The 21733-nt window shown below is 73.2% G+C and carries 20 protein-coding genes; 8 read left to right on the top strand and 12 right to left on the bottom strand.

The features are described from left to right. Positions 1-2652: AAA family ATPase (locus EPA64_RS16945; protein ID WP_134726864.1), on the bottom strand; the 2652-nt coding region annotated here is incomplete at its 3' end. A 162-nt stretch (positions 2653-2814) separates the two neighbouring features. Here EPA64_RS16945 and EPA64_RS13430 point away from each other — a divergent pair. Both EPA64_RS13430 and EPA64_RS13425 read left to right on the top strand, forming a co-directional pair. Continuing rightward, positions 2815-3174, top strand: coding sequence for a CidA/LrgA family protein (locus EPA64_RS13430; protein WP_134726863.1), 360 nt, complete (start codon positions 2815-2817; stop codon positions 3172-3174). Next, on the top strand, positions 3171-3890 hold the full coding sequence (locus EPA64_RS13425; RefSeq protein WP_134726862.1) for an LrgB family protein: 720 nt from the start codon (positions 3171-3173) through the stop codon (positions 3888-3890). The genes EPA64_RS13430 and EPA64_RS13425 overlap by 4 nt, the downstream gene beginning before the upstream one ends. Positions 3891-3963: 73 nt before the next feature. Here EPA64_RS13425 and EPA64_RS13420 read toward each other — a convergent pair whose 3' ends face one another. After that, entirely contained in the window at positions 3964-4290 is a 327-nt protein-coding gene (locus EPA64_RS13420) for a DUF6280 family protein (RefSeq protein WP_134726861.1), read from the bottom strand. Positions 4291-4602: 312 nt separating this feature from the next. On the opposite strand from EPA64_RS13420, the gene efp reads away from it, so the two are divergent. After that, positions 4603-5166, top strand: coding sequence for an elongation factor P (efp, locus tag EPA64_RS13415; protein ID WP_134726860.1), 564 nt, complete (start codon positions 4603-4605; stop codon positions 5164-5166). A 15-nt stretch (positions 5167-5181) separates the two neighbouring features. On the opposite strand, the gene mntR is transcribed toward efp, so the two are convergent. Beyond that, positions 5182-5793: a manganese-binding transcriptional regulator MntR gene (gene mntR / locus EPA64_RS13410; protein WP_181953518.1), complete on the bottom strand. Its 612-nt coding sequence runs from the start codon at positions 5791-5793 to the stop codon at positions 5182-5184. A 125-nt stretch (positions 5794-5918) separates the two neighbouring features. On the opposite strand from mntR, the gene EPA64_RS13405 reads away from it, so the two are divergent. After that, entirely contained in the window at positions 5919-7247 is a 1329-nt protein-coding gene (locus EPA64_RS13405) for an Nramp family divalent metal transporter (protein WP_134726859.1), read from the top strand. Here the strand turns inward: EPA64_RS13405 and dinB are convergent. The 3 genes from dinB to EPA64_RS13390 all read right to left on the bottom strand — a co-directional run bounded on the left by dinB (position 7244) and on the right by EPA64_RS13390 (position 10931). Then, the gene (gene dinB, locus EPA64_RS13400) at positions 7244-8332 is read right to left on the bottom strand and encodes a DNA polymerase IV (protein WP_134726858.1); all 1089 of its coding nucleotides are present in this window, start codon (positions 8330-8332) and stop codon (positions 7244-7246) included. The two genes, EPA64_RS13405 and dinB, sit on opposite strands and share 4 nt — an antisense overlap. 131 nt (positions 8333-8463) lie before the next feature. Beyond that, on the bottom strand, positions 8464-9192 hold the full coding sequence (gene ygfZ / locus EPA64_RS13395) for a CAF17-like 4Fe-4S cluster assembly/insertion protein YgfZ (RefSeq protein ID WP_134726857.1): 729 nt from the start codon (positions 9190-9192) through the stop codon (positions 8464-8466). Then, positions 9192-10931: an ABC transporter ATP-binding protein gene (locus tag EPA64_RS13390; protein WP_134726856.1), complete on the bottom strand. Its 1740-nt coding sequence runs from the start codon at positions 10929-10931 to the stop codon at positions 9192-9194. The genes ygfZ and EPA64_RS13390 overlap by 1 nt, the downstream gene beginning before the upstream one ends. A gap of 311 nt (positions 10932-11242) precedes the next feature. Here EPA64_RS13390 and EPA64_RS13385 point away from each other — a divergent pair, with 311 nt between their 5' ends. Then, positions 11243-12421: a pyridoxal-phosphate-dependent aminotransferase family protein gene (locus EPA64_RS13385; protein ID WP_134726873.1), complete on the top strand. Its 1179-nt coding sequence runs from the start codon at positions 11243-11245 to the stop codon at positions 12419-12421. Positions 12422-12734: 313 nt separating this feature from the next. On the opposite strand, the gene copM is transcribed toward EPA64_RS13385, so the two are convergent. From copM to EPA64_RS13370, 3 genes are all read right to left on the bottom strand, one after another. Then, positions 12735-13346 carry a CopM family metallochaperone gene (gene copM, locus EPA64_RS16940; RefSeq protein WP_134726855.1) on the bottom strand — a complete coding sequence of 204 codons (612 nt, stop codon included), beginning with the start codon at positions 13344-13346 and terminating at the stop codon, positions 12735-12737. Positions 13347-13430: 84 nt separating this feature from the next. Then, complete coding sequence (locus EPA64_RS13375) at positions 13431-14324, bottom strand: TIGR02186 family protein (protein WP_246026762.1); 894 nt, start codon at positions 14322-14324, stop codon at positions 13431-13433. Beyond that, on the bottom strand, positions 14321-15238 hold the full coding sequence (locus tag EPA64_RS13370; protein WP_134726854.1) for a sulfite exporter TauE/SafE family protein: 918 nt from the start codon (positions 15236-15238) through the stop codon (positions 14321-14323). Before EPA64_RS13370 ends, EPA64_RS13375 begins: the two co-directional genes overlap by 4 nt. Before the next feature lie 244 nt (positions 15239-15482). Between EPA64_RS13370 and surE the strand changes: the two genes are divergently transcribed. From surE to EPA64_RS13355, 3 genes are read left to right on the top strand one after another with little or no spacing between them, the layout of a single operon-like run. Next, entirely contained in the window at positions 15483-16277 is a 795-nt protein-coding gene (surE, locus tag EPA64_RS13365; RefSeq protein WP_134726853.1) for a 5'/3'-nucleotidase SurE, read from the top strand. Continuing rightward, positions 16277-16957 carry a protein-L-isoaspartate(D-aspartate) O-methyltransferase gene (locus EPA64_RS13360; protein WP_134726871.1) on the top strand — a complete coding sequence of 227 codons (681 nt, stop codon included), beginning with the start codon at positions 16277-16279 and terminating at the stop codon, positions 16955-16957. Before surE ends, EPA64_RS13360 begins: the two co-directional genes overlap by 1 nt. A 30-nt stretch (positions 16958-16987) precedes the next feature. Beyond that, positions 16988-18052, top strand: a complete 1065-nt coding sequence (locus tag EPA64_RS13355; RefSeq protein ID WP_134726852.1) for a M23 family metallopeptidase — start codon at positions 16988-16990, stop codon at positions 18050-18052. Between the two features lie 255 nt (positions 18053-18307). Here the strand turns inward: EPA64_RS13355 and EPA64_RS13350 are convergent, their stop codons facing one another. Genes EPA64_RS13350 through EPA64_RS13340 form a run of 3 tightly spaced genes read right to left on the bottom strand, consistent with a single transcriptional unit; the run spans position 18308 to position 21597 of the window. Further along, positions 18308-19507: a hypothetical protein gene (locus EPA64_RS13350; RefSeq protein WP_134726851.1), complete on the bottom strand. Its 1200-nt coding sequence runs from the start codon at positions 19505-19507 to the stop codon at positions 18308-18310. A 39-nt stretch (positions 19508-19546) separates the two neighbouring features. Next, complete coding sequence (locus EPA64_RS13345) at positions 19547-20956, bottom strand: TolC family outer membrane protein (RefSeq protein WP_425467037.1); 1410 nt, start codon at positions 20954-20956, stop codon at positions 19547-19549. Then, positions 20944-21597, bottom strand: a complete 654-nt coding sequence (locus EPA64_RS13340) for a protein-L-isoaspartate O-methyltransferase family protein (RefSeq protein WP_134726869.1) — start codon at positions 21595-21597, stop codon at positions 20944-20946. The genes EPA64_RS13345 and EPA64_RS13340 overlap by 13 nt, the downstream gene beginning before the upstream one ends. Positions 21598-21733 lie beyond the last annotated feature (136 nt).

Raw genomic sequence — 21733 nt, 5'->3', positions numbered from 1 at the left:
GCGGCCGGCGCGGGCCTCGCGGGCGTCGGATGCAGCGCGCTCGGCGTCGCGTTCGACCGCGGCGGCGGTCATCAGCGCGGATTCGGCCGCCGCCAGCGCGGCGCGCGCGCGGTCCAGCCGGGCGGCGGCTTCGGCTGTGCGCACGGCCAGATCGGCGCGGCGCGCGGCCAGCTCGGCCGGGCGCGCCCCGGCCTCGGCCAGTTCGGCCGCCGATGCGTCCCGGCGGGCGGTCAGTTCGGCGGCCCGGCTGCCCGCCTGTTCCAGCCGCGCGCGCCAGCCCGCATCCTCGCGCGTAATGTCCTGCAGGCGGGCGGCGCGGGCGGTGCCGTCGCGCCCGATCTCGTCCAGCGCGCTGCGCCGGGCCAGCGTCGCCAGCCGCGCCGCATCGGCCCCGGTCCGGGCGTGCTGGACGGCCGCTGCGGCTGCAGCGCGGTCGGGCAGTTCGGCCAATGCGCGGTCGGCCTCGGCCAACCGGCCGGCGGCGTCCGACGCATCGGCGCGGTGGCGGGCCAGTTCGGCGCGGGCGGCCTCGGCCCGGCCCTGCGCCAGCGACAGGTCTGATTCGGCGCGCGTCGCGGCGCGGGCGGCGTCGGCCAGCGCGCGGTGGGCGGCGCGGGCGGCATCGCGGGCGGCGGTTTCCGCTGTCGTGGCCTGCACCAGCGCCCGGCGCGCGGCGTCATGGGCGGCGATCGAGGTGGCGGCGGCGCTGCGGGCGGCGGCGGCCTGACCGGTCAGCGCGGCAAGGCGGTTGACCTGCTGCAGATGCAGCGCGGCGGCAGAGGCCGCCTGCCCGGCGGGCAGCGCCAGCCCGTCCCAGCGCACCAGATCGCCGGCGGGCGTCACCAGCCGCTGGCCGGGTGCGAGGCGCGGGTGCAGCGCCGCCGCCGTGGCCGCGTCGGGCACGACACCGACCTGCGCCAGCCGCCGCGCCAGTTCGGGCGGACCCGTCACCTGCGCCGCAAGCGGCGTCGCGCCATCGGGCAAGTCCGGGCCGTCGCAGGGCGGCAGCGCGCGCCAGCCCGCGCCAAGGGCTGTGGCGGGCAGGCGCAGGTCGTCGCCCAACGCCGCGCCAAGCGCGCCTTCGGCGCCGGGCGCCACCGTCACGGCGTCCAGCATCGTCCCGCCCGCGCCACGCGCGCGTTCGACCAGCCGGGCCAGTGCGGCCCGTTCGCCGTCCAGCGCCGCAGCCTCGGCCTCGGCCCCGGCGCGGGCGGTGCGGGCCGCGGTTTCCGCCGTGGCTGCGGCGGCGCGGTCGGCCTCGGCCCCGGTCAGCCGGTTGTCCGCCGCCTCGGCGTCGCCACGGGCCTGCGTCTGGGCGGCCTCGGCCGTGGTCAGCGCCGCCCGCGCGGCAAGGCCGGTCTGATCGGCCAGGGCGGCCGCCTGCCCGGCCTGCTCGGCGCCCCGCGCGGCGCGGTCGTGCATGGCGCGCAGGTCGGCGGCCAGCCGTTCGGCGGACTGGTGGCGCGCGGCGAGCCGGGCCGATTCGTCCGTCAGCCCGGCCAGCGCCTGTTCCACCGTCAGCAGGGCCGCGGCGGCGTCCCGGGCCGCGTCGGCCGCGGCCGACAGCCGCGCGTCGTGGCCCGCGTGGGCGGCGTCCAGCCGGGATCGTTCCGCCGCCAGCCGGGCCACCGTCTCGGCGGCGTCGTGGTTCAGCGCCTGTTCGCGGGCGAGGTCGCGGTCAAGCTGGGCGATGCGCGCCGACAGCGTGGCGATGGCGTCGCGGGCGCGGGCCTCGGCCTCGTCCAGCGCCTCGGTCTCGGCGCTGGCGCGGGTCTGGATGGCGGCGGCGACGGTTTCCTCGGACCGCAGGGGGGGCAGGGCGGTCTCGGCCCCCTCTCGGGTTGCGGTGGCGCGGCGGGCGGCGCCTTCGGCCTCCGCGGCGGCGGACCGGGCGGCGGCCAGCGCGGCGGCGGCCCCGTCCAGCGCCGCTGCCGCGTCCAGCCAGCGCCGCCACAGGGCCGCGCCCTCGGCTGCGCGCAAGTCCCCGCCGATCTGGCGGTATCGCGCGGCCGTGCGCGCCTGCCGCGCCAGCGCCGCCGCCTGCGCGGCCAGCTGGTCCAGCGTGTCATCGACGCGCGACAGGTTCGCCTCGGCCCCGGTCAGCTTCAGCTCGGCCTCGTGCCGGCGCTGATAGAGGCCCCCGATGCCCGCCGCCTCTTCCAGGATGCGCCGCCGGGCCTTGGGGCGGGCGTTGATCAGCTCGCTGATCTGCCCCTGCCGCACCAGCGCCGGCGATTGCGACCCGGTCGAGGCGTCGGCGAACAGCATCTGCACGTCGCGCGCCCGCACCTCGCGGCCGTTGATGCGATAGGCCGACCCCGCGTCGCGGGTGATGCGCCGCGTGATGTCCAGCCCGTCGGCGTCGTTGAAGCCTGCTGGCGCCAGGCGTTCGCGGTTGTCGATGGCCAGCGTCACCTCGGCCTGGCCCCGCGCGGGGCGGCGGGTGGTGCCGGCGAAGATCACGTCCTCCATCCCGTCGCCGCGCATGGCGGTGGGGCGGCTTTCGCCCATGACCCAGCGCAACGCCTCAAGCAGGTTGGACTTGCCGCAGCCGTTCGGGCCGACGACGCCGGTCAGCCCCTGCCGGATCACCAGCTCGGTCGGATCGACAAAGCTTTTGAAGCCGGTCAGGCGCAGGCGGTCGAAGCGCACGGATCAGACCTCGCAGGCGGGAATCGGTGCGGGCAGTGTCCGGCGCGGGACCGCGCCTGTCAACGGCGCGCGCAAGATATGGTAATCGGGGGGCCGTCCTCCACAAGCTGTCGTCCGCGCGGCGCGGGTGGAAATCGGCGCGGCGGCTGCTAAGCATGGCGCATGGTTCCGGCGCTGGTCACGATCCTGACGTTTCAGCTTGCGGGCGAGGTCGTCTCGCGCGCGGGCGGGCTGCCGCTGCCCGGCCCGGTGGTCGGGCTGGTGGCGCTGGTGGCCGCCATGCGGATCTGGCCGGGGCTGGCCGGGCGGCTGCGTCCGGCGGCGCAGGGGCTGCTGGCGCATCTGTCGCTGTTCTTCGTCCCGGCGGGCGTGGGGATCGTCGCCCATCTGCCCTTGCTGCGCGAACACGGGCTGGCCCTGGCGGCCGCCATTGCGGTGTCCACGGTGCTGGCGCTGGTCGCGGGCGCGGCCGCCTTTACCGCCGTCGCGCGGCTGACCGAACCCGGCGGGCCCGAAGGGTGAAGGCCGATCCCGCCCTGATCTGGGCCTATCTGACGCAGGGGCCGCTGTTGTGGCTGACCGCGACGCTGGGGGCCTATGCGCTGGGCGACGCGGTTTTCCGCCTGTCGCGCCGGCAAAGCTGGGCGAACCCGGTGCTGATCGCGGTGGTCGCGCTGGGGCTGCTGCTGACGGTGACGGGCACCAGCTATGCCACCTATTTCGAGGGCGCGCAGTTCGTCCATTTCATGCTGGGCCCCGCCACTGTGGCGCTGGCGCTGCCGATGCACGACAACCTGCCCCGGATGCGGCGCGCGGCGCTGCCCATCGCGGCGGGCTTGGGCGCCGGATCGCTGGTCGCCGTCGTCTCGGCGCTGGCCATCGGCCGCGCGCTGGGGTTGGGGCTGCCCGAGCTGGCGTCGCTTGCGCCGAAATCGACCACCGCGCCCGTCGCCATCGGCATCGCCGAGGGGCTGGGCGGGCAGCCCACGCTGACCGCGGTGCTGGTGCTGTGCACCGGCATTTTCGGGGCGATGATCGTGACGCCGCTGTTCGATGCGCTGGGGCTGCGCGACTGGCGGGCGCGAGGGCTGGCGGTCGGCACCGCCGCGCACGGGATCGGCACCGCGCGGGCGTTGCAGGTCCATCCGACGGCGGGCGCATTCGCCGGCATCGGCATGGGGCTGAACGCCGTCCTGACGGCCATCATCGCGCCCCTGGTGCTGCGCCTGTTCGGCTGATCGGGCGCGGGTGGGCAGCGAAAAGGCCGCCCCCTTGGGCGGCCTGCGCTTCACCGCGAACGGGGGCGGGGGCTTACGCCGCCTCGGCCTCTTCAGCCTCGGCGGCCATGCGGCGTTCGCTTTCCTCGCGCGACAGCGCGACCGAGGTGCGCACGCCCTTGCCCACGAACTCCACCAGGCCCTTGACCACGCGTTCGTTGGGGTCGATGCCCGCGCAGCTCAGCACTTCGCGCCCGTCGCGCGAGCGCGCCCACCGGGCGATCTGCTCGGCGCCGTTGCCGTATTTCTTGTCGTCCGCGATGGCGTCGTCCAGGGCCGCAAGAACCACCGCCGCAAACAGCTTGCGGGCGCGCTGTCCCTGTTCGAAATTAAACGCCGAACCGTCAACAAAATCGCGCATATTCATCATCCTGTAATCGCCCCGCGCAAGACGGGGTGCGGGCGCCGGACCCGCGGTTGTTCATGTTCGGGCGTCGGACAGCCATATCCCGCCGGACGTCTGATTCGTTATCCCTGCCGCCGCATTGCCGCCATGCAGCATGTGCAATCCGTGCTTTAGCCATGTTTCATGACATTCCGGCAGCACCTATGTACCCGTGACCCGCTTGACAACCTTTGCGAAGCGTTTTGGTTGCACGTCGCCGCGTCGCATTATACCAGCGCCGCCTGCGCCCTTGGGCGCATGGTCCCATCCCACGCAAGGTCAGCCCAGATGCCCAGGATAAACGGCAACGAGATCAAGCCCGGCTTTGTGCTGGAACACGACGGCGGCCTGTGGGCGGCGGTCAAGGTCAGCCACGTCAAGCCCGGCAAGGGCGGCGCCTTTGCCCAGGTCGAGCTGAAGAACCTGCGCGACGGGCGCAAGCTGAACGAGCGCTTTCGGTCCGAGGACCGGGTCGAGCAGGTGCAGCTGGACATGAAGGACCAGCAGTTCCTGTATGAAAGCGACGGCAAGCTGGTGTTCATGGACAGCGCGACCTTTGAGCAGATGGAACTGGACGCCGATCTTCTGGGGGACCGCCGCCCGTTCCTGCAGGACGGCATGACCGCCGCCGTGCAGTATTACGGCGACGAGGCGCTGGCCGTGTCGATCCCGCAAAAGGTCGTGTGCCGCGTGGCCGAGACCGAGCCGGTGCTGAATGGCCAGACCGCGTCGAAAAGCTACAAGCCCGCGATTCTGGACAACGGGCTGCGCGTGATGGTGCCGCCCTTTGTCGGCCCGGGCGAGGCGATCGTGGTCAACACCGAACTGGTCGAATACTCCGAACGCGCCTGAACCGGCCGGCGCGGGTCAGCCGCGCCCGTCCAGGAACCGGCCGAAGGCGGCCAGCGTGCTGTCGGAAACGTGATGCTCGATCCCCTCGGCGTCGGTTTCGGCGGCGTCCGAGGGCACACCCAGCGCCAGCAGCACATCGACGACCATCCGGTGGCGCGCGCGCGCCCGCGCCGCCATGTCGCGGCCGCTGTCGGTCAGAAACACCCCGCGATAGGGGCGCGACTGGGCCAGCCCCTCGCGCCGCAGGCGGGCCACGGTCTTGGTCGCGGTCGGGTGGGTCACGCCCAGATGCGCGGCGATGTCGGTGATCCGCGCCTCGCCCGTTGCGGCGATCAGGTCGTCGATCAGTTCGGTATAATCCTCAAGCAGCGCCTGCGCCTGCGCCTGCCGCGCCCGTTCGTGACGGTCGGGCTGGGGCACCGGCGGACTCGGCGCGGGGGACGGCGCGGCGGGCTGTCCTGTGACCCCGGCGGCGCTCTGCGGGGTTGGCTGCGCCCCAGGCTGCGCGGCCGGCGGCGTGACCCCGGCGGCGGGCTGCGTGGCCGGCTGCGCCTCAGCCTCCGCGACGGGCGGCGTGACCGCGGCGGCGGGCAAGGTCGGGTCGGGGTCGGGGCGGGGGCGCGTCATGGCGCCAGACTAGGGCCGCGCGCAGATCGGCGCAACTTGGTTGCCCTGTTGACACAAGTTTAGCCAAGGCTACATTTCATCTCGACCGACCCCAACGGAAAGCCCGACTCGTGCGCCTAGACGTGATGACCGCCCCGCCGAAATCCGCGCACGGCCCCGGCCTGATCACCCCCGACGCGCTGACCGAACGCACCCGGCACGGCATGGCCGAGGCGCTGGCCGGGCGCGGCGGGCGCTGGTCGTTCCTGCTGTTCGCGGGGCCGGCGGTGATCGCGTCCATCGCCTATATGGACCCCGGCAACTATGCGACGAACATCCAGGCGGGCGCGAAATACGGGTTCGCGCTGCTGTGGGTCGTGTTGATGGCGAACCTCATCGCCATGCTGTTCCAGGCGCTGTCGGCGCGGCTGGGCATCGCCACCGGCCAGAACCTGGCCGAGGTCAGCCGCGACAACCTGCCCCGGCCGCTGGTCTGGGTGATGTGGGCGATCTCGGAAGTCGCGGCGATGGCCACCGACCTGGCCGAGTTCCTGGGCGGCGCCATCGGGCTGTCGCTGCTGTTCGGCCTGCCGCTGATCTGGGGCATGGCGATCACCGCGGCCATCACCTATGCGATCCTGATGCTGGGCGGGCGCGGCTTTCGCCCGATGGAGCTGGTGATCGCCGCCTTCGTGGGCACCATCGGCCTGTGCTATCTGGTGGAACTGTTCATCGCGCCGGTGGACTGGGCGGCGGCGGGGGCGGGGTTCGTCACCCCCAGCCTGCCCGACCTGGGCGCGCTGACCATCGCCGTCGGCATCATCGGCGCGACCGTCATGCCGCACGCGATCTTCCTGCATTCCGGGCTGACGGCGGAACGGATGCCCGGCGCGACGCTGGCCCAGCGGCGCAGGCTGGTGCGGTTTTCCAACATCGAGGTGGTGGTCGCGCTGGCCATCGCCGGGATGATCAACGCCGCCATGATCATCATGGCCGCCGCCGCCTTTTTCCAGGGCCATGTCGAGGTGGCCGAGATCGAGACCGCGTATCACTCGCTGACGCCGCTGCTGGGGGGCATGGCCGCGACCGCGTTCCTGGTGTCGCTGATCGCGTCCGGCATCTCGTCGTCGGTCGTCGGCACGATGGCGGGACAGGTCATCATGCAGGGGTTCCTGCGGTTCTATGTCCCGATCTGGGTCCGCAGGCTGGTGACGATGGTGCCCGCCTTTGCGGTCGTCGCCGCGGGGGTCAACGCCACCGATGCCCTGGTGATGAGCCAGGTGGTGCTGTCCATCGCGCTGCCCGTGCCGATGCTGGCGCTGGTCTGGTTCACCGCGCAGCGCCGCGTGATGGGCGAGTTCGTCGCCTCGTGGCCGGTGCGGGTGCTGGCGGGGATCGGCGCGGCGATCGTGCTGACGCTGAACTTTGTCCTGCTGGCCGGGGCGTTCGGCCTGCCGATGGGGTTCATGGGCTAGTCGAACAGGCCAAGCTGGTCGGGCGGCGGCTGATCGGTCGCGGGTTCCAGCGCCGACAGCGTCACCCCCAGCAGCCGCACGCCGCGCGGGTCGGGCAGCACCTGCGGCAGCATCGCTGTCGCCTGCGCCAGCAGCGCGTCGCGCGACGCCACCGGCAGGGGCAGGCTGCGGGCGCGGGTGACGATCCGGAAATCGGTGTATTTCGCCTTGAGCGTGACGGTGCGCCCGCGCAGGCGGTGGGTCTCGGCGTGGCGCCACACCTTGTCGGCCAGCGGCACCAGCGCCAGGGCGGCCGCGGCGGGGTCGTGGATGTCCTCGAAAAACGTGTTCTCGGCGCCGATGGACTTGCGGATGCGATCCGGGCGGACGACGCGGTGGTCGATGCCGCGCGCCACGTCAAAGTAATACTGCCCCGACTTGCCGAAACGCGCGGTCAGGAACGCCAGCGTCTGGCGGCGCAGGTCGGCCCCGGTGCGGATGCCGTGGCGTTCCATCTTGGCCGCCGTCGCGGGGCCGATGCCGTGGAACCGCCCGATGGGCAGCGACAGGACGAAATGCGGCCCCGCCTCGGGGGGGATGACGAACAGCCCGTCGGGCTTTCTGTGGTCCGAGGCAAGCTTGGCCAGGAACTTGTTATAGCTGACCCCGGCCGAGGCGGTCAGCCCGGTCTCGGCCCGGATCAGTGCCCGGATCTGCTGCGCGATGCGGGTCGCGGTGCGGCCGTCCAGATGGTCGGTCAGGTCCAGATAGGCCTCGTCCAGCGACAGCGGCTCGATCAGCGGGGTAAAGCGGGCGAAGATCGCGCGGATCTGCTGGCTGACGGATTTATAGACATCGAACCGCGGCTTGACGAAGATCAGGTCCGGGCACAGCCGCGCCGCCCGCACCGACGGCATGGCCGAGCGCACGCCGAAGGGCCGCGCCTCGTAACTCGCGGCGGCGACGACGCCGCGCAGGGACGAGCCGCCGACAGCGACGGGACGGCCGCGCAGCGCCGGGTTGTCGCGCTGTTCCACGCTGGCGAAGAACGCGTCCATATCGACGTGGACGATGCGGCGGACCGGGGGCGGGGCGTCAGCGGTCATGGCGGCCACGCATCGGGGCGTCGCGTCCGCAGGGTGCGTGGTTCCCACGCACCACCTGCGCAAGATGGTGCGCCTGCGGAACCTGCTGCGTGCAGGGCACGCACCCTAGGGCGCTGTCGCGCGGGCCGCCATCAGGCCCGCGGGATCGCCGTCACCGCCGCGTCCCCGGCCCTCAGCCCCGGCGCGATGCGGTCGAACCGCATCTGGGCGATGGCGCGGCCGGCGGACTGGGTGAACAGCGTCCCGGCCTCGCGCCCGTCGGCCGCCAGGACGGGGGTGCCGACCGGGGCCGCGCCCTCGATCCCCACGCCGACCAGCCCCTTGCGCAGTTCGGTCTTGTGCTTCATGCGCGCCGTCACCTCTTGCCCGACGAAGCAGCCCTTGCGGAAATCGACGCCGTGCAGCCGCTCGAACCCGGCCTCGAGCACGAAGGTCTCGTTCGGGATCAGCTCGACCAGCGATTCCGGGATGACATGGGCCACGCGGACCGCGTCCCAGTCGGTGCCGTCCTCGCCCGCCGCGCCATAGTGGCGCCAGCCCAGCGCGGGGTGGCGCGGATCGGGGATGGCGCCCGCGGGCGCAGGCCCGGTGCCGCGCGCGACGGTCATCTGCGACCGCTCGATCTGGACGTCGGATCGCAGCCGATACATCGACAGTCGCCGCATGAGGTCGTCGGCTAGCCGTTCGTCGACGTCGATCAGCAGCGCGTCGCCGTCCGGCACGATCAGGAAATCGGCCAGATACTTGCCCTGCGGGGTCAGCAGCGCGGCCCAGCAGGGGGCGCGGGTCACGTCGTTGGTGACAAGCCCCTGCAGGAACGCCTCGCGGTCGGTTCCGGTCACGCGCAGGATGGTCCGCATCAATCGCCTCCGAATTGCAGGCGGACCAGCGCCGCATAGGTGCCGTCCGCCGCCATCAACTGGTCATGGGTGCCCTGTTCGACAACCCGCCCGGCCTCGATCACGACGATCTTGTCGGCGGCGCGGATGGTGGACAGGCGGTGGGCGATGACCAGCGTCGTGCGCCCGGCGCTCAGCTCCTCCAGCGCCTGCTGGACCAGCCGCTCGGACGCGGCGTCCAGCGCGCTGGTCGCCTCGTCCAGCAGCAGCACGGGCGCGTCGCGCAGGATCGCGCGGGCGATGGCGATGCGCTGGCGCTGGCCGCCCGACAGCGCCGATCCGCGCGGCCCGGCCGGCGTTTCCAGCCCGGCGGGCAGGGCGTCGGCGAAATCCGCCACGCGGGCGGCGGTCACGGCGCGGCGCAGCCGGTCGGGGGCGACGTCATGGCCCAGCACGATGTTCTCGCGCAGCGTCTCGTCGAACAGCGCGCTGTCCTGGCTGACGGTGGAAAACTGGTCGCGCAGCGTGCCCAGATCGTATTCGGCGACCGGGATGCCCCCCAGCGTGACCGATCCGCGGTCGGGATCGGCCATCCGCGCCAGCAGGTTGAACACTGTGGACTTGCCCGCGCCGGACGGGCCGACCAGCGCGGTGGTCTGCCCCGCCTCGGCGGTAAAGGTCAGCCCGCGCAGCACCGGATGCGCGCCATAGGCCAGATGCACGTCCGTGAGCCGGATCGTGGTGTCGTCCGGCGCCGTGCGGCGCGGCCCCGACCGGATCGTCGGCTGTTCGTCGAAGATGGCATAGATCCGTTCCAGCGAGGCGGCGGCCGTCTGCCAGCCGCCCGCCAGCCCGCCCAGCCGGCGCAGCGGCTGGAAGGCCAGTGACAGCGCCGTGAAGAACGACATGAAGTCGCCGATGGTGCGTTCGCCGCGCATGACCTGCGCGCCGCCCAGCGCCAGCACGCCGACAAAGCCCAGACCCGTCACCACGTCGATCAGCGCCGGGATCAGCGCCGAGATGGCGCTGACCTTGGTCTGGCGGCGGCGGATGCCGGTGATGATGCGGTCGAACCGGCGGGACTGATACTCCTCCATCCGGTTCAGGCGGACGGCGGCGATGCCGTGCAGCACCTCGTCCAGCCGGGTGGCGCGCAGGCTGGCGTCGGCGCGGGTCTGGCGCGTCTTGCGCCGCACGTATCGCTGGACGAACACCGTGGGCAGGATCAGCAAGGGCACGCCCACGGCGGCGGCCAGCGTCCACCACGGGTCGATGGCGATGGCCACCCCGAACAGCGCCACCAGCGACACCGCGTCGCGCCCGGCGCCGGTGATGAAGGTCGTCCAGATCCCCTGCACCGCCTGGGTGTCGCCCTGCACCCGCTCGATCAGCGCGCCGGGCGGGTTCACCTGGAAGAACGCGCCGTCCAGCGTCAGCATGTGGCGCAGCAGATCGCCCTGCATGGCCACGGCGACCGCCTGCTGGACCGAGGTCAGGATCGCGCGCGTGCTGATATAGGTCAGCGCGCGGGTCACGAACAGCGCCAGGATCGCCGCGCCGACCCACCAGATCGCGCCCTCGTCGCGGCCCACGAACACCCGATCGAACAGCGGCTTGAGCATCCAGGACAGGATCGCCAGCGTCGATCCCTCGATCACCATCAGGGCGCTGGCCACGCCCATGCGCGGCCAGTGCGGGCGCAGATAATCGCGCCACAGGCGGGCCGCGAGGCCGCGCGGTCGGTCGGCGCGAGTGGGCATCCGGTCCCTTCCCAAGTCTTTGCCACGGATAGCGCGGCGGGCAGGGGTTGGAAAGGCGGGGCTTGGCGAGGGCAGGAAAGGGGCGGGCACGCAGCGGGCAGGCATCGCGCGGCCTGCGGCGGAATGGTGGCGGGCCGGGGCGATCAGGGCGCGGGCTTGGGTTCGAGCGCCACGCCCCGCAGAGCCCGACCCTGCGGGCCGCCGCCCGCCGGCAATGTCCTCCGTGGCCCATGACACCGCCGAAATCCCACCACTGGACGCCCGCGCGCCGGCGACCTAGTCATGGCCGTCCCATCCAGTCGAGGTTCATGATGAGTTTCGCCGCCGGCCGTCCCGTGCTTGCCATTCCCGGTCCCTCGCCCGTGCCGGACCGGGTGCTGCGGGCGATGCACCGCGCCTCGCCCGACATCTATGGCGACGAGCTGACGCAGCTGAACCTGCGGCTGATGGCCGACCTCAAGCGGCTGGCGGGCACGCGCCAGAACCTTGCCGCCTATATCGGCAACGGCCATGCCGCGTGGGAGGCCGCGAACATCAACCTGTTCGCGCCGGGCGACCGGGCGCTGGTCCTGACCTCGGGTCATTTCGGGCGGGCATGGGCCGCCAACGCCCGCGCCATCGGGGTCGAGGTCGAGGAGATGGACTTTGCCAACGCCGCCCCCGACCCGCAGCGGCTGGCCGACCGGCTGGCCGCCGACCGCGAAGGTGCGATCCGGGCCGTGCTGGTCTGCCAGGTGGACACCGCCAGTTCGGTGCGCGCCGACATCCCCGCCCTGCGCGCGGCGATGGGCGGCCACCCGGCGGCCTTCGCGGTGGACGCCATCGCGTCTTTGGGGTGCGAGCCGATGCGGATGGACGAATGGGGCGTCGACGTGCTGGTCTCGGCCAGCCAGAAGGGGCTGATGGTCCCCGCCGGGCTGGCGTTCGTCTGGTTTTCCGACCGCGTCGCGGCGGGCCGGGGTGCTGCGACCCCCTATTGGGACTGGACGCCGCGCGCCACGGCCGAGGAGCTGTGGCGGTTCTGGGGCGGCACCCCGCCGGTCCAGCATCTTTACGGGCTGGCCGAGGCGCTGGCCATGCTGCTGGACGACGAGGGGCTGGACGCCGTCTGGCGCCGGCACGAGGGGCTGGCCCGCGCCACCTGGGCGGCGCTGGACGCCTGGGGCGCGGGCGACAGCGGCATCGCGGCCAACGTCGCCGACCCCGCCGCGCGGGCGTGGTCGGTGACGGCGGCGCGGGTGCCGGGCGCGGACCGGCTGCGGGCCTGGACGGACCGGACCGCCGGGCTGACGCTGGGCATCGGCCTGGGGGCCGAGACGCCAGCCGACGCGCTGCGGATCGCGCATATGGGCCACATCAGCGCCCACGGGCTGCTGGGCACGCTGGCGGTCGTGGAATCGGGGCTGGTCGCGCTTGGCATCCCGCACGGGCCGGGCGGCGTCGCCGCCGCAACCGCCGAGATCGCGAGGCTGGCCGGGCAGAACGCCTGAGGCGGCGGAGCAGGCAGGCGGCGGGACGCGAGGCGCGACGCGCCCCGCAGTCGGAAGGGGGGCGAACACGCCATCCCGGCAGTCCGGCCGGCCGGGGGATGGCATGACAGCCGGGCAGGACCGGCGGTCGCGTCAGTTCAGCGGCGGGCGGAGCGCCTAAGGCCCCTCGCGTCAGTTGGCAGGGCGAAGAAGGCGTGACACGCCACCCCGGCAGTCGGCCGGCCGGGAACGGCATGACACGCCCCGCCGGGCCGGCGGCGGGCGGCAGAGCGCCTGAGCCGCCCCGCCGAACAAGCGGTGGAGCGGGCGCGCGTCAGTTCGACGGCGGGGCGGCGGGGGCCGCGGGCCTCGCCTCGGGCGGCTCGGTCCCGGCCGGCTTCGCCTCGGGGACCGGCACCGGCGTCTCGGCGCCGGCGGGCTTTGCCTCGGGCGGGGCGCCGGTCACGGGGCTGCTGGCGGCCATCGATTCCATCTTGGCGGCGTCGGCTTGCGCAGCGTCGGGGGCGTTCGCCGCCAGCCACGCCTGCATCGTCGCGATCTCGGTTTCCTGCGCGGCGATGATTTCCTGCGCCATCTCGCGCAGTTCGGGGTCGGTTCCGTGTTCCAGTTCGATCCGGGCCATGTCGATGGCGCCCTGATGGTGCGGGATCATGCCGCGCACGAAATCGACGTCGGCGTTGCCGGTATAGGCGATGGCCATGCCCATGTGCATCTTGTCCATCGCGGCCATATAGGCGGCGGTGGACGCCGCGGTGCCGGGTGCGGGCGCCTGGCCCTGCGGCGTGTCGTGGGCATGACCGGCGGCGGGCGCGGTCTGGTCGGGTGCCGTCTGGGCGGCCGCGGGCAGCGCCAGCAGCGGCGCAAGCGCGGCGGCGGCGGCAAAGGCGCGCAGGAAAGGTGCGGGGCGGGTGCGGTGTCGGGTCATGTGCGGTCCTTTCTGGGTCACGGCGACAACGCCCGGCGCAGCCCTTCGGATCCACCGCCCTTGGCCCGCGCGCGGGCCGCCCCGTCACTTGCGCCGCAGCGCCCGGAACGCGGTCGAGGCCGCCCAGCCCGCCGCCATCGCGATGGCCAGCGACATCAGCCCGTACCAGAACGGTTTTTCCAGCGCGAGGCGATACAGCCACAGCTCCAGCCCGACCTTGCGCACCTCGATGGGGGCGCGGTGGACGTCCACCACCCGGCCGCCCCGGACCAGCAGGATGCGCGCCTTGTAGGTGCCCTCGATCAGGTTCGAGGGCAGCGTGACATCGGCACGGAACAGGGTCTGCTCGACGATGCGCACCGTGCCCTCGTCCACGCGATAGCGGCCCTGTTCCGTGCGCAGGCGCAGCAACGCCTCGGTGAAGGCGGTGGCGTCGGGGATGTCCACGGGGCCGGCGAAGGACCGCACCGCAAGCGCGGGCGAGATGCGGTATTGCGTGTCGCTTTCGTCGCTTAGCAGCTGGTCCAGCGGCGCGCTGGTCGCCACCACATAGAAATCCGGTGCGGCCCCGATCTGCAGCTGCGCGGCGTTGATCCAGATGCCCGCGCGGCGGTCCTTGCGGCGGACGGTGACGGGCTGGGACGGCCCCTCGACCGTGACGATGACGCCAAGGTCCGACCCCTGGGGGATCGGGGTCTGCCGCTTGATCGCGCCATAGATCAGGATCTGCGACCCGTTGAAGCTGGTGGTGATCGCCACGTCGTCCTGCGAGAGGCCTGCCACCACCTCTTCGGCCGGAGGGGCGGGGGCGGGGATCGTCGTGCGGGTCGGGCCGGGCGGGGCCGCCCCCTCCTGTGCTCCGGCGTCCGGTGCCCCGGCGTCCTGCGCCGCCGCCGGTGCGGCCAGCGACATCATCAGCGCCGCCAGCAGCGCGGCGCGCCGCGCGGGGCCGCGCGGGATGCCGCCCGCGCCCGTCACCCGCGCCCCGGCGCCAGCGAATACAGATCGTCGGGCCGCGCCACCAGGTCGAAGGCCAGCTTGGCGCACACCCCCAGCACCAGCAGCGCCAGCAGCACGCGCAGCTGTTCGGCGCGCAGTTTCGCGCCCCATTGCGTGCCGACCTGCGCGCCGATGACGCCCCCCACGATCAGCAGCACCGCCAGCATGATGTCCACGGTGTTGGAACTGACCGCGTGCATCAGCGTGGTGAAGGCGCTGACCGCCGCGATCTGGAACAGCGAGGTGCCGATCACGACCTTGGTCGGCATCCCCAGCAGATAGATCATCGCGGGCACCATGATGAACCCGCCGCCGACCCCCATGATCGCCGCCAGCACCCCCACCGCAAGCCCGATCAGCAGGGGCGGGATCACGCTGATGTAAAGGCCCGAGGCGCGGAACTTGATCTTCCACGGCATGCGGTGGACCCAGCTGTGTTCGTGCAGCCGCCGCCGCGTGGGCGCGGCCGCGTGCGAGGCGCGCAGCGCGCCCAGGCTTTCGCGCAGCATGGTCAGCCCGATGAAGCCCAGAAACACCACATAGCTGATCTGCACCACCAGCTCGACCTGGCCCCATCGCTGCAGCAGGACGAAGACACCCACCCCCAGCGCCGACCCCGCGATGCCGCCGATCAGCAGCACGACGCCCATGCGGACATCGACGGTCTTGCGCTTCAGATGCGCCAGCACGCCCGAAAAGGACGACGCGACGACCTGGTTCGCCCCGGTCGCCACCGCGATGGCGGGGGGGATGCCGATGAAGAACAGCAGCGGCGTGATCAGGAACCCGCCGCCCACGCCGAACAGCCCGCTCATCAGCCCGACGATGCCGCCAAGCCCGACCAGCGTGAAGGCGTCGACCGACACCTCGGCGATGGGAAGATAGATCTGCATGGCTGCCCGCGTTTTCCCCATCCTGACCGGGGCCGCGGACCTCGTCAAACGGCGATTCGCGTGCGGCTTGCAAGGGTGCGCCCGGGGCGGCTAATCAGGGTGCGGGCGGGACGCGGGCCGCCGCGCGCGGCAAGGGCAAGGGGGCGCCGCCCCCTCGCGCCTGGCGGCGCTCACCCCCGGAGTATTTGGGCAAGGAGAACGCCTTTTCCGCGACGCGGGGGCAGGCGGGGCGTAAAGGGGCAGGATGCGGATTCTCATCACCAACGACGACGGCATCAATGCGCCGGGACTGGCCGCGCTGGCCGACATCGCCGCCGAACTGGCCGGCCCGGACGGCGAGGTCTGGACCGTGGCCCCCGCGTTCGAGCAATCGGGCGTGGCGCATTGCATCAGCTATACCCACCCCACGATGATCGCCGAACTGGCCCCCCGCCGCTGGGCGGCCGAGGGCAGCCCCGCCGACTGCGTGCTGGCGGGGCTGGCCGACATCATGGCCGGATCGCCCCCCGACCTGGTGCTGTCGGGGGTGAACCGCGGCAACAACGCGGGGGAAAACGTGATGTATTCCGGCACCATCGGCGGCGCGATGGAGGCGGCGCTGCAGGGTCTGCCCGCCATCGCCCTGTCGCAGTACATGGGCCCCGAGACGGCGCGGCTGGACGACCCGTTCGAAGGCGCGCGCGTCCACGGCGCGCGGGTGATCCGGGCGCTGCTGGACCATGCCGACTGGTCCGAGGAGGATGATTTCCGCCTGTTCTACAACGTGAACTTCCCCCCGTGCGGGGCGGCGGCGGTGCGCGGCACCCGTGTCGCGCCGCAGGGACGGCGGCAGGGGGTGCGCTTTGGCGTCCAGCCCCATGTCGCGCCGAACGGCCGGCGGTTCCTGTGGATCACCGGCGGGCCGCAGCACGCCCCGGCGACCGCGGGCAGCGACGTCGAGGCGCTGCGGGCGGGCTATGTCTCGGTCACGCCGATGCGGCCCGACATCACCTGCCGCGCCGAAACCAGCCGGCTGGCCGCCGTGATGGACGAGGGATGATGGCCGGCGACGACACCGGGGGCGACGACGGCGGCGCGGGCCACGACCCCGCGGAACGGCAGATGCGCCTGTTGCTGGCGCTGCGCTCGCGCGGGGTGACCGACCCGCGCGTGCTGGCCGCGATGGAGCGGATCGACCGCGGCGCCTTTGTGCGCGGCCATTTCGAGGACCGCGCCTATGACGACACCCCCCTGCCCATCGCCTGCGGCCAGACCATCAGCCAGCCCAGCGTCGTCGGGCTGATGACCCAGGCGCTGAACCCCGGCCCCCGAGACACCGTGCTGGAGATCGGGACCGGCAGCGGATACCAGGCCGCCGTCCTGTCGGTGCTGTGCCGCCGCGTGCTGACCGTCGACCGCCACCGGCGGCTGGTCGCCGAGGCCGAGGAGATCTTTCGCCGCCTGGGGTTGACCAACATCACCGCGCGGGTCGCGGACGGGTCGCGCGGGCTGCCCGAGCAGGCGCCCTTTGATCGCATCATGGTGACTGCCGCGGCCGAAGACCCGCCGGGGCCGCTGTTGTCGCAACTGAAGATCGGCGGTATCATGGTGGTGCCGGTCGGGCAGTCGGACGCGGTGCAGACCCTGATCCGCGTGACGCGGACCGAGACGGGCTATGCCTATGACGAGCTGCGGCAGGTGCGGTTCGTGCCGCTGATCGAGGGGTTGGGACAGACATGACCCCCGAAGACGAATGATGAGGACGGGCAGATGGTCACACGAGTTTTGCTGCGCGCGGGTTCCTGCACGCTGATTGTGGCGCTGGCGGGATGCGTCCAGCCAACCGGCGGCGCGCCGGGGGCGGCGCCCGGCCAGCCGGGGACCGTGGCGCAGGGGCCCGCCGCCTCGACCCCGCTGGCGATGTCGCGGATGCAGCTGCCGCAGGTCCGCATTCCGCAGATGCCGGGCCAGCCGGCGGCGGGCGCGCAGGCGCAGGGCACGGCCGCACCGGGGTCGCGGATGGCGATGCCGCGGTTCACCCTGCCGTGGGGGCGCCCGGCTGCGGCCGGTGCGGCCCCGGGGCAGGTCACCGACCCCTTTGCCGGGCAGGGCGTGCGGCAACCGGCGGTCGAGGGCGGCCTGCCCGCCCGCAGCAGCGGCGCGGCTGCGCAGGCGGCGACGCAGTCCCACACCGTGGCCGCGGGCGAGACGGCGTGGTCGATCGCGCGCAGATACGGCGTTTCGGCGGATGCGCTGGCGCAGGCCAACGCGCTGCCCGCCAGCATGGCGGTCAGGGTGGGGCAGCGCCTGGCGATCCCGGCGCGGGCGGGGACGACGACTGTCGCCGTCGCGGCGCCCGGCGCCGGCTCGGCCACGCCGCAGCCGCCGTCGGCGTCCCGGCCGTTGCCATCCGAACGGACCCGGCCCGCGTCCACCCCCGCGCCCAGGGCGGACGCACCCGACATGGGCCAGACCCGGACCGCGGCGTCCGGCAGCGGCCGGTTCGCGATGCCGGTGAACGGATCGATCGTGCGCCCCTACAAGAAGGGGACGAACGAGGGTATCGACATTTCCGCCGCGCCGGGCGCCGCAGTCCGGGCGGCGTCGGCTGGAACGGTCGCTGCAGTCACCCGCGACACCGACGGCGTGCCCATCGTGGTGGTCCGCCACGATGGCGGGCTGATGACGGTCTATGCCGGGATCGACGGGCTGAAGGTCGCCAAGGGCGACAGCGTGTCGGCCGGGCAGTCCATCGGCACCGCCCGCAACGAGGGCGTGGTGCATTTCGAGGTCCGCAAGGGCTTCGACAGCGTGGACCCCGAGGGGTATCTGTAAGCGGCAGCGGAGGGCGGCAGCGGCGGCAGCCGTGCTGCAGGGCGGCGGCAGAAGCAGCGGCCTTGCAGCGGGGCGGCAGAGGCAGCAGCAGCGGCAGCAGGGCGGCAGAGGCAGGGCAGCGGCCGTGCGCAGGACGGCGGCAGAAGCAGCGGCTTGCTGCAGGGCGGCGGCGGCAGCGGCAGCGGCCGGGCGGGTGCCGCTCGCCCGACGCGCGCAGTCCCGGCCCACCGGTGCCCGGCCGCACCCCGTCGGGGGTCACCTGTGCAGGGCGCGGTCTGCGTCGCCGAAGACCTCGGCCACGGCGCGCGCCACCTCGGCCCGGATCAGGCGGTGCAGCGGGCCGGTCACGAGGCTGTCGATCTCGCCCCGCAGTTCCTGCCGGATGGCGGCGCGCAGCAGGCCGCGCAGGCTTGCGGGATCGGGCGTGCCGTCCGACTGCGGCGGTTCCGGCGTCGCCGCCGGGCTGTCATTCGCGGCAGGCGGCGGCGGGTCCAGGTCGGTGGCTGCGGACGTGGCCTGATTTCCGAACGGCGCATGGCTGTCGTCGTGCAGGGCGGTTGTTGCATCCGCAGAAACGTCGCCTTGACCCTGCGCGGGGACGGTCCGGGGCTGCTCCAGCCGGGCGGGCGGGACAGCGGCAGGCGCTGCGGACGCGGCCTGATTTCCGACCGGCGCATGGCTGTCGTCGTGCAGGGCGGCTGTTGCATCCGCAGAAACGTCGCCTTGACCTTGCGCGGGGACGGTTCGGGGATGCTCGGGCCGGGCCGCCGGGACAGCGGCAGGCGCTGCTTTCGGTTCCTGGCGCGGAGAGGTTGCTCGGTCCGCAGCGAAGCTCACCAGCGGAACCGCGGACGAATCCGCCGCAGCGGGCCACTGCGGGGCGGCGTCGCTGTCGCGGATATCCGCAGCGCCGGTCCGGTCGGCCGGCGCCGGGGCGGCCGCAGCCTCAGCCCCGGCGGTTCCCAGCACCGACAGCAGGCGCAGCCGCCCTTCGGATCGCGGCACCGGCCGCGCGGGCGGGATCAGGGCATCCGGGCGCAGGCGCAGGGGTGCATCAGGGGCATCACCCGACCGCGATCCCGCGCCCGCAGGGCTGGCGGCGGCGGGCGCGGCCGTGAACCCGCCGGGCAGGTGCGCCCGCGGCGCCTGCATCGCGGCGTCCTGTTGCGCCCCGGCCTGCCGCAGGCTGTCGGCCCGTTGCGCGGTCGCGGCCATGCGGGTCGAGGCGGCATCGACCGCCTGCGCCAGCGCCGCCGTGCTCGGTGCGCGCAACATGGGGGCGGGGGCCGTCCACAACGGCGCGGCGGGCGGAACCGCGGCGGGCGCAGTGCCATCCTCTTGCGCGATCAGGCGGCGGATGGACGCGAGGACGTCGCCGATGTCGTCGGGCTGCGCCGCGGACCGCGCAGCGCCTGTCAGCGACTGCGGCAGCTGGCGGGCGGGCAGGTCGGTCATCGCGCACCGCCTTGCGGGCCGGCGGACCGGCCCCGCCCGTCAGTCCTTGCCGATGGCGCGCAGCACGCGGTCCAGGTTCTCGCCCTGGCGGCTGGTATAGGGCGCGTCGCGCACCGCGTTGTAATAGGCCGATGGGTCATAGGTGGGTATCCCCAGCTTCAGGTCTTTTGCCGTCAAGACCCCCATAGCAGCCAAAAGTTGATAATGTGCTAACTGCAGATTGGCTTCCGCCGTGATCGCATCCGCCCGCGCCTCGAGCAGATCCTGCTCGGCGTCCAGCACGTCCAGGGTGGTGCGCGCGCCCAGCGTCGCCTCTTCGCGCACGCCCTCATAGGCCTGCTGCGCGGCCGAGATCTGTTCGTTGATCGCCCGGATCTGCGCGCGGGCCACGTCGATGTTCGCCCAGGCGGTGCCCACGGCCTGGCTGACCTGCCGGGCCGAGTTCAGCAGCGTCGCGCGCGACGCATCGCGGCTGGCCATCGCGCGGCGGTGCGCGGCGGGCAGGCGGCCCCCGGAATACAGCGTCTGCTGCATCTGGATCGAGGCCGAGAGCGTGGCGGAATTGTTCGCCTCGACCCCGGTGGCCAACCCCAAGGCACCGCGCGTGGCCTGCGGCTGACGGGTGGCCGACAGGCCCGCGCTGCCGGTCACGGTCGGCATCCGTTCGGTCGCCGCCGCCGCGACCTGCAGCTCGGCCGCCGCCGCCGCGCGCTGCGCCTGGCGGACGACCGGATGGGTGCCGCGCGCCGACGCCTGCGCCGCCTCGACCGACTCCGGCCGCTTGGGCAGGGGCGGGGGGCTGGCCAGATCGCCGGGCGAGCGGCCGACGGCGGTGCGATAGTTCTCGCGCGCGATTTCCAGCGCGCCCTGCGCGGCGGCCAGCCCCGCGCGGGTGGCGGCCAGCTGCGCCTCGGCCAGCGCCACGTCGGTCGAGGTGATCTCGCCCACGTCAAAGCGGTCCTGCGCGGCCTGGCGTTCCTGGCCCAGCACGTTGACCGAGTTTTCCTGCAACGCGACCTGCTGTTCGGCCGACCGCACGTCCAGATAGGCCTGCACGGCGGTCAGCAGAACGTCCTGTTCCACCGCGATCAGCGATTCACGGGTGGCGAGGACGTTTTCCTTGGCGATGTCGATGGCCAGCTGGTTGCGGCCCCAGTCATACAGCGTCATCTGGGCGACCAGCTGCGCGGTCGTCTGGACCGACTCGACCCCGTCGGTGCGCTGGAAATTGTGCGAGGCGGCCCATTGCACGATCGGGCGCAGCGCGGCCATCGACACGGCCACATCCTCGTCCGCGGCGCGCAGCAGGGCGCGGTTCTGGTCCAGCAGCGCCGAATGGCGATAGGCGGCGACCATCGCGTCGGCCAGCGTCTCGGCCCGGGCGGGCAGGGCGGCCAGCACCAGGGCGGTGGCCAGCATGGCCTTGCGCAGCGCGCTCACAACGCGAATCCCCGTTGATGGGCAAAGCCGGGCAGGACCGGGGCATGGGCGTGGAAGGCAAAGCGCCAGACCACCCGCCCGTCGATGCGGGTGCCCAGCCGCACCGTCCCCAGCGCGCCTTCGACCCACAGGGCGATGATGCGGCCGCCTTCGGCCAGCTGGTCGGCGATGGCGTCGGGCATCTGCTCGACCCCGCCGCCGACCAGGATGGCGTCATAGGGGGCCTGGGCGGCTGCGCCCGCGGTCAGTTTCGCCTGCACGACGGCCACGTTGTCCGCGCCGCTGGCCGCCAGCCGCGTCTGTGCCGCGGCGCCCATCTCGGCGTCCTGCTCGACGGCCACGACGGCCTGCGCCAGCCGCCCCAGCACGGCCGCGGAATAGCCAAGCCCACAGCCCACATCCAGCACCAGATCGGTCGGCTGCACGTCCAGCGCGTCGATCATCTTGGCCAGCGTGCGCGGTTCCAGCAGGACGCGGCCGTGGCCCAGGTCCACGTTCTCGCCGGAATAGGCGATGTCGCGGCGGGCGTCGGGCACGAAATCCTCGCGCGGGACGTCAAGCATGGCGGCGATCACGGGATATCGGGTGACGTCGTTGGGGCGGACCTGGGTGTCCACCATCATCGTGCGGCGCTGCTGGAAATCGATCATCGAGGGGGAACCTGACTGAGCCATCTTGGCCGTTCTTCGCACGGTTTTCCGGCTGTCGCAACGCCGGGCGGGCCTTGGGCGCGCCGCGCGCCGGGGCTGCGCGCGCAAACTTGAACCGGCGGGGAGGGGTTGCCGG

The sequence above is a fragment of the Paracoccus luteus genome, assembly GCF_004522155.1.
In the GTDB taxonomy this organism is placed as follows: domain Bacteria; phylum Pseudomonadota; class Alphaproteobacteria; order Rhodobacterales; family Rhodobacteraceae; genus Paracoccus; species Paracoccus luteus.
Note: the sequence above shows the minus strand (reverse complement) of the source record. Positions and strands in the feature narration are given on the sequence as shown.

Excerpts from the sequence above, each read along its gene's own strand:
- EPA64_RS13420 (WP_134726861.1), bottom strand. The coding sequence starts at position 4,290 with ATGCGCGATTTTGTTGACGGTTCGGCGTTTAATTTCGAACAGGGACAG.
- copM (WP_134726855.1), bottom strand. The coding sequence starts at position 13,346 with ATGACCCGACACCGCACCCGCCCCGCACCTTTCCTGCGCGCCTTTGCC.
- EPA64_RS13350 (WP_134726851.1), bottom strand. The coding sequence starts at position 19,507 with ATGACCGACCTGCCCGCCCGCCAGCTGCCGCAGTCGCTGACAGGCGCT.
- dinB (WP_134726858.1), bottom strand. The coding sequence starts at position 8,332 with ATGACCGCTGACGCCCCGCCCCCGGTCCGCCGCATCGTCCACGTCGAT.
- EPA64_RS13340 (WP_134726869.1), bottom strand. The coding sequence starts at position 21,597 with ATGATCGATTTCCAGCAGCGCCGCACGATGATGGTGGACACCCAGGTC.
- EPA64_RS13430 (WP_134726863.1), top strand. The coding sequence starts at position 2,815 with ATGGTTCCGGCGCTGGTCACGATCCTGACGTTTCAGCTTGCGGGCGAG.
- ygfZ (WP_134726857.1), bottom strand. The coding sequence starts at position 9,192 with ATGCGGACCATCCTGCGCGTGACCGGAACCGACCGCGAGGCGTTCCTG.
- EPA64_RS13385 (WP_134726873.1), top strand. The coding sequence starts at position 11,243 with ATGAGTTTCGCCGCCGGCCGTCCCGTGCTTGCCATTCCCGGTCCCTCG.
- efp (WP_134726860.1), top strand. The coding sequence starts at position 4,603 with ATGCCCAGGATAAACGGCAACGAGATCAAGCCCGGCTTTGTGCTGGAA.
- EPA64_RS13370 (WP_134726854.1), bottom strand. The coding sequence starts at position 15,238 with ATGCAGATCTATCTTCCCATCGCCGAGGTGTCGGTCGACGCCTTCACG.
- surE (WP_134726853.1), top strand. The coding sequence starts at position 15,483 with ATGCGGATTCTCATCACCAACGACGACGGCATCAATGCGCCGGGACTG.
- mntR (WP_181953518.1), bottom strand. The coding sequence starts at position 5,793 with ATGACGCGCCCCCGCCCCGACCCCGACCCGACCTTGCCCGCCGCCGCG.
- EPA64_RS13390 (WP_134726856.1), bottom strand. The coding sequence starts at position 10,931 with ATGCCCACTCGCGCCGACCGACCGCGCGGCCTCGCGGCCCGCCTGTGG.
- EPA64_RS13360 (WP_134726871.1), top strand. The coding sequence starts at position 16,277 with ATGGCCGGCGACGACACCGGGGGCGACGACGGCGGCGCGGGCCACGAC.
- EPA64_RS13405 (WP_134726859.1), top strand. The coding sequence starts at position 5,919 with ATGACCGCCCCGCCGAAATCCGCGCACGGCCCCGGCCTGATCACCCCC.
- EPA64_RS13355 (WP_134726852.1), top strand. The coding sequence starts at position 16,988 with ATGGTCACACGAGTTTTGCTGCGCGCGGGTTCCTGCACGCTGATTGTG.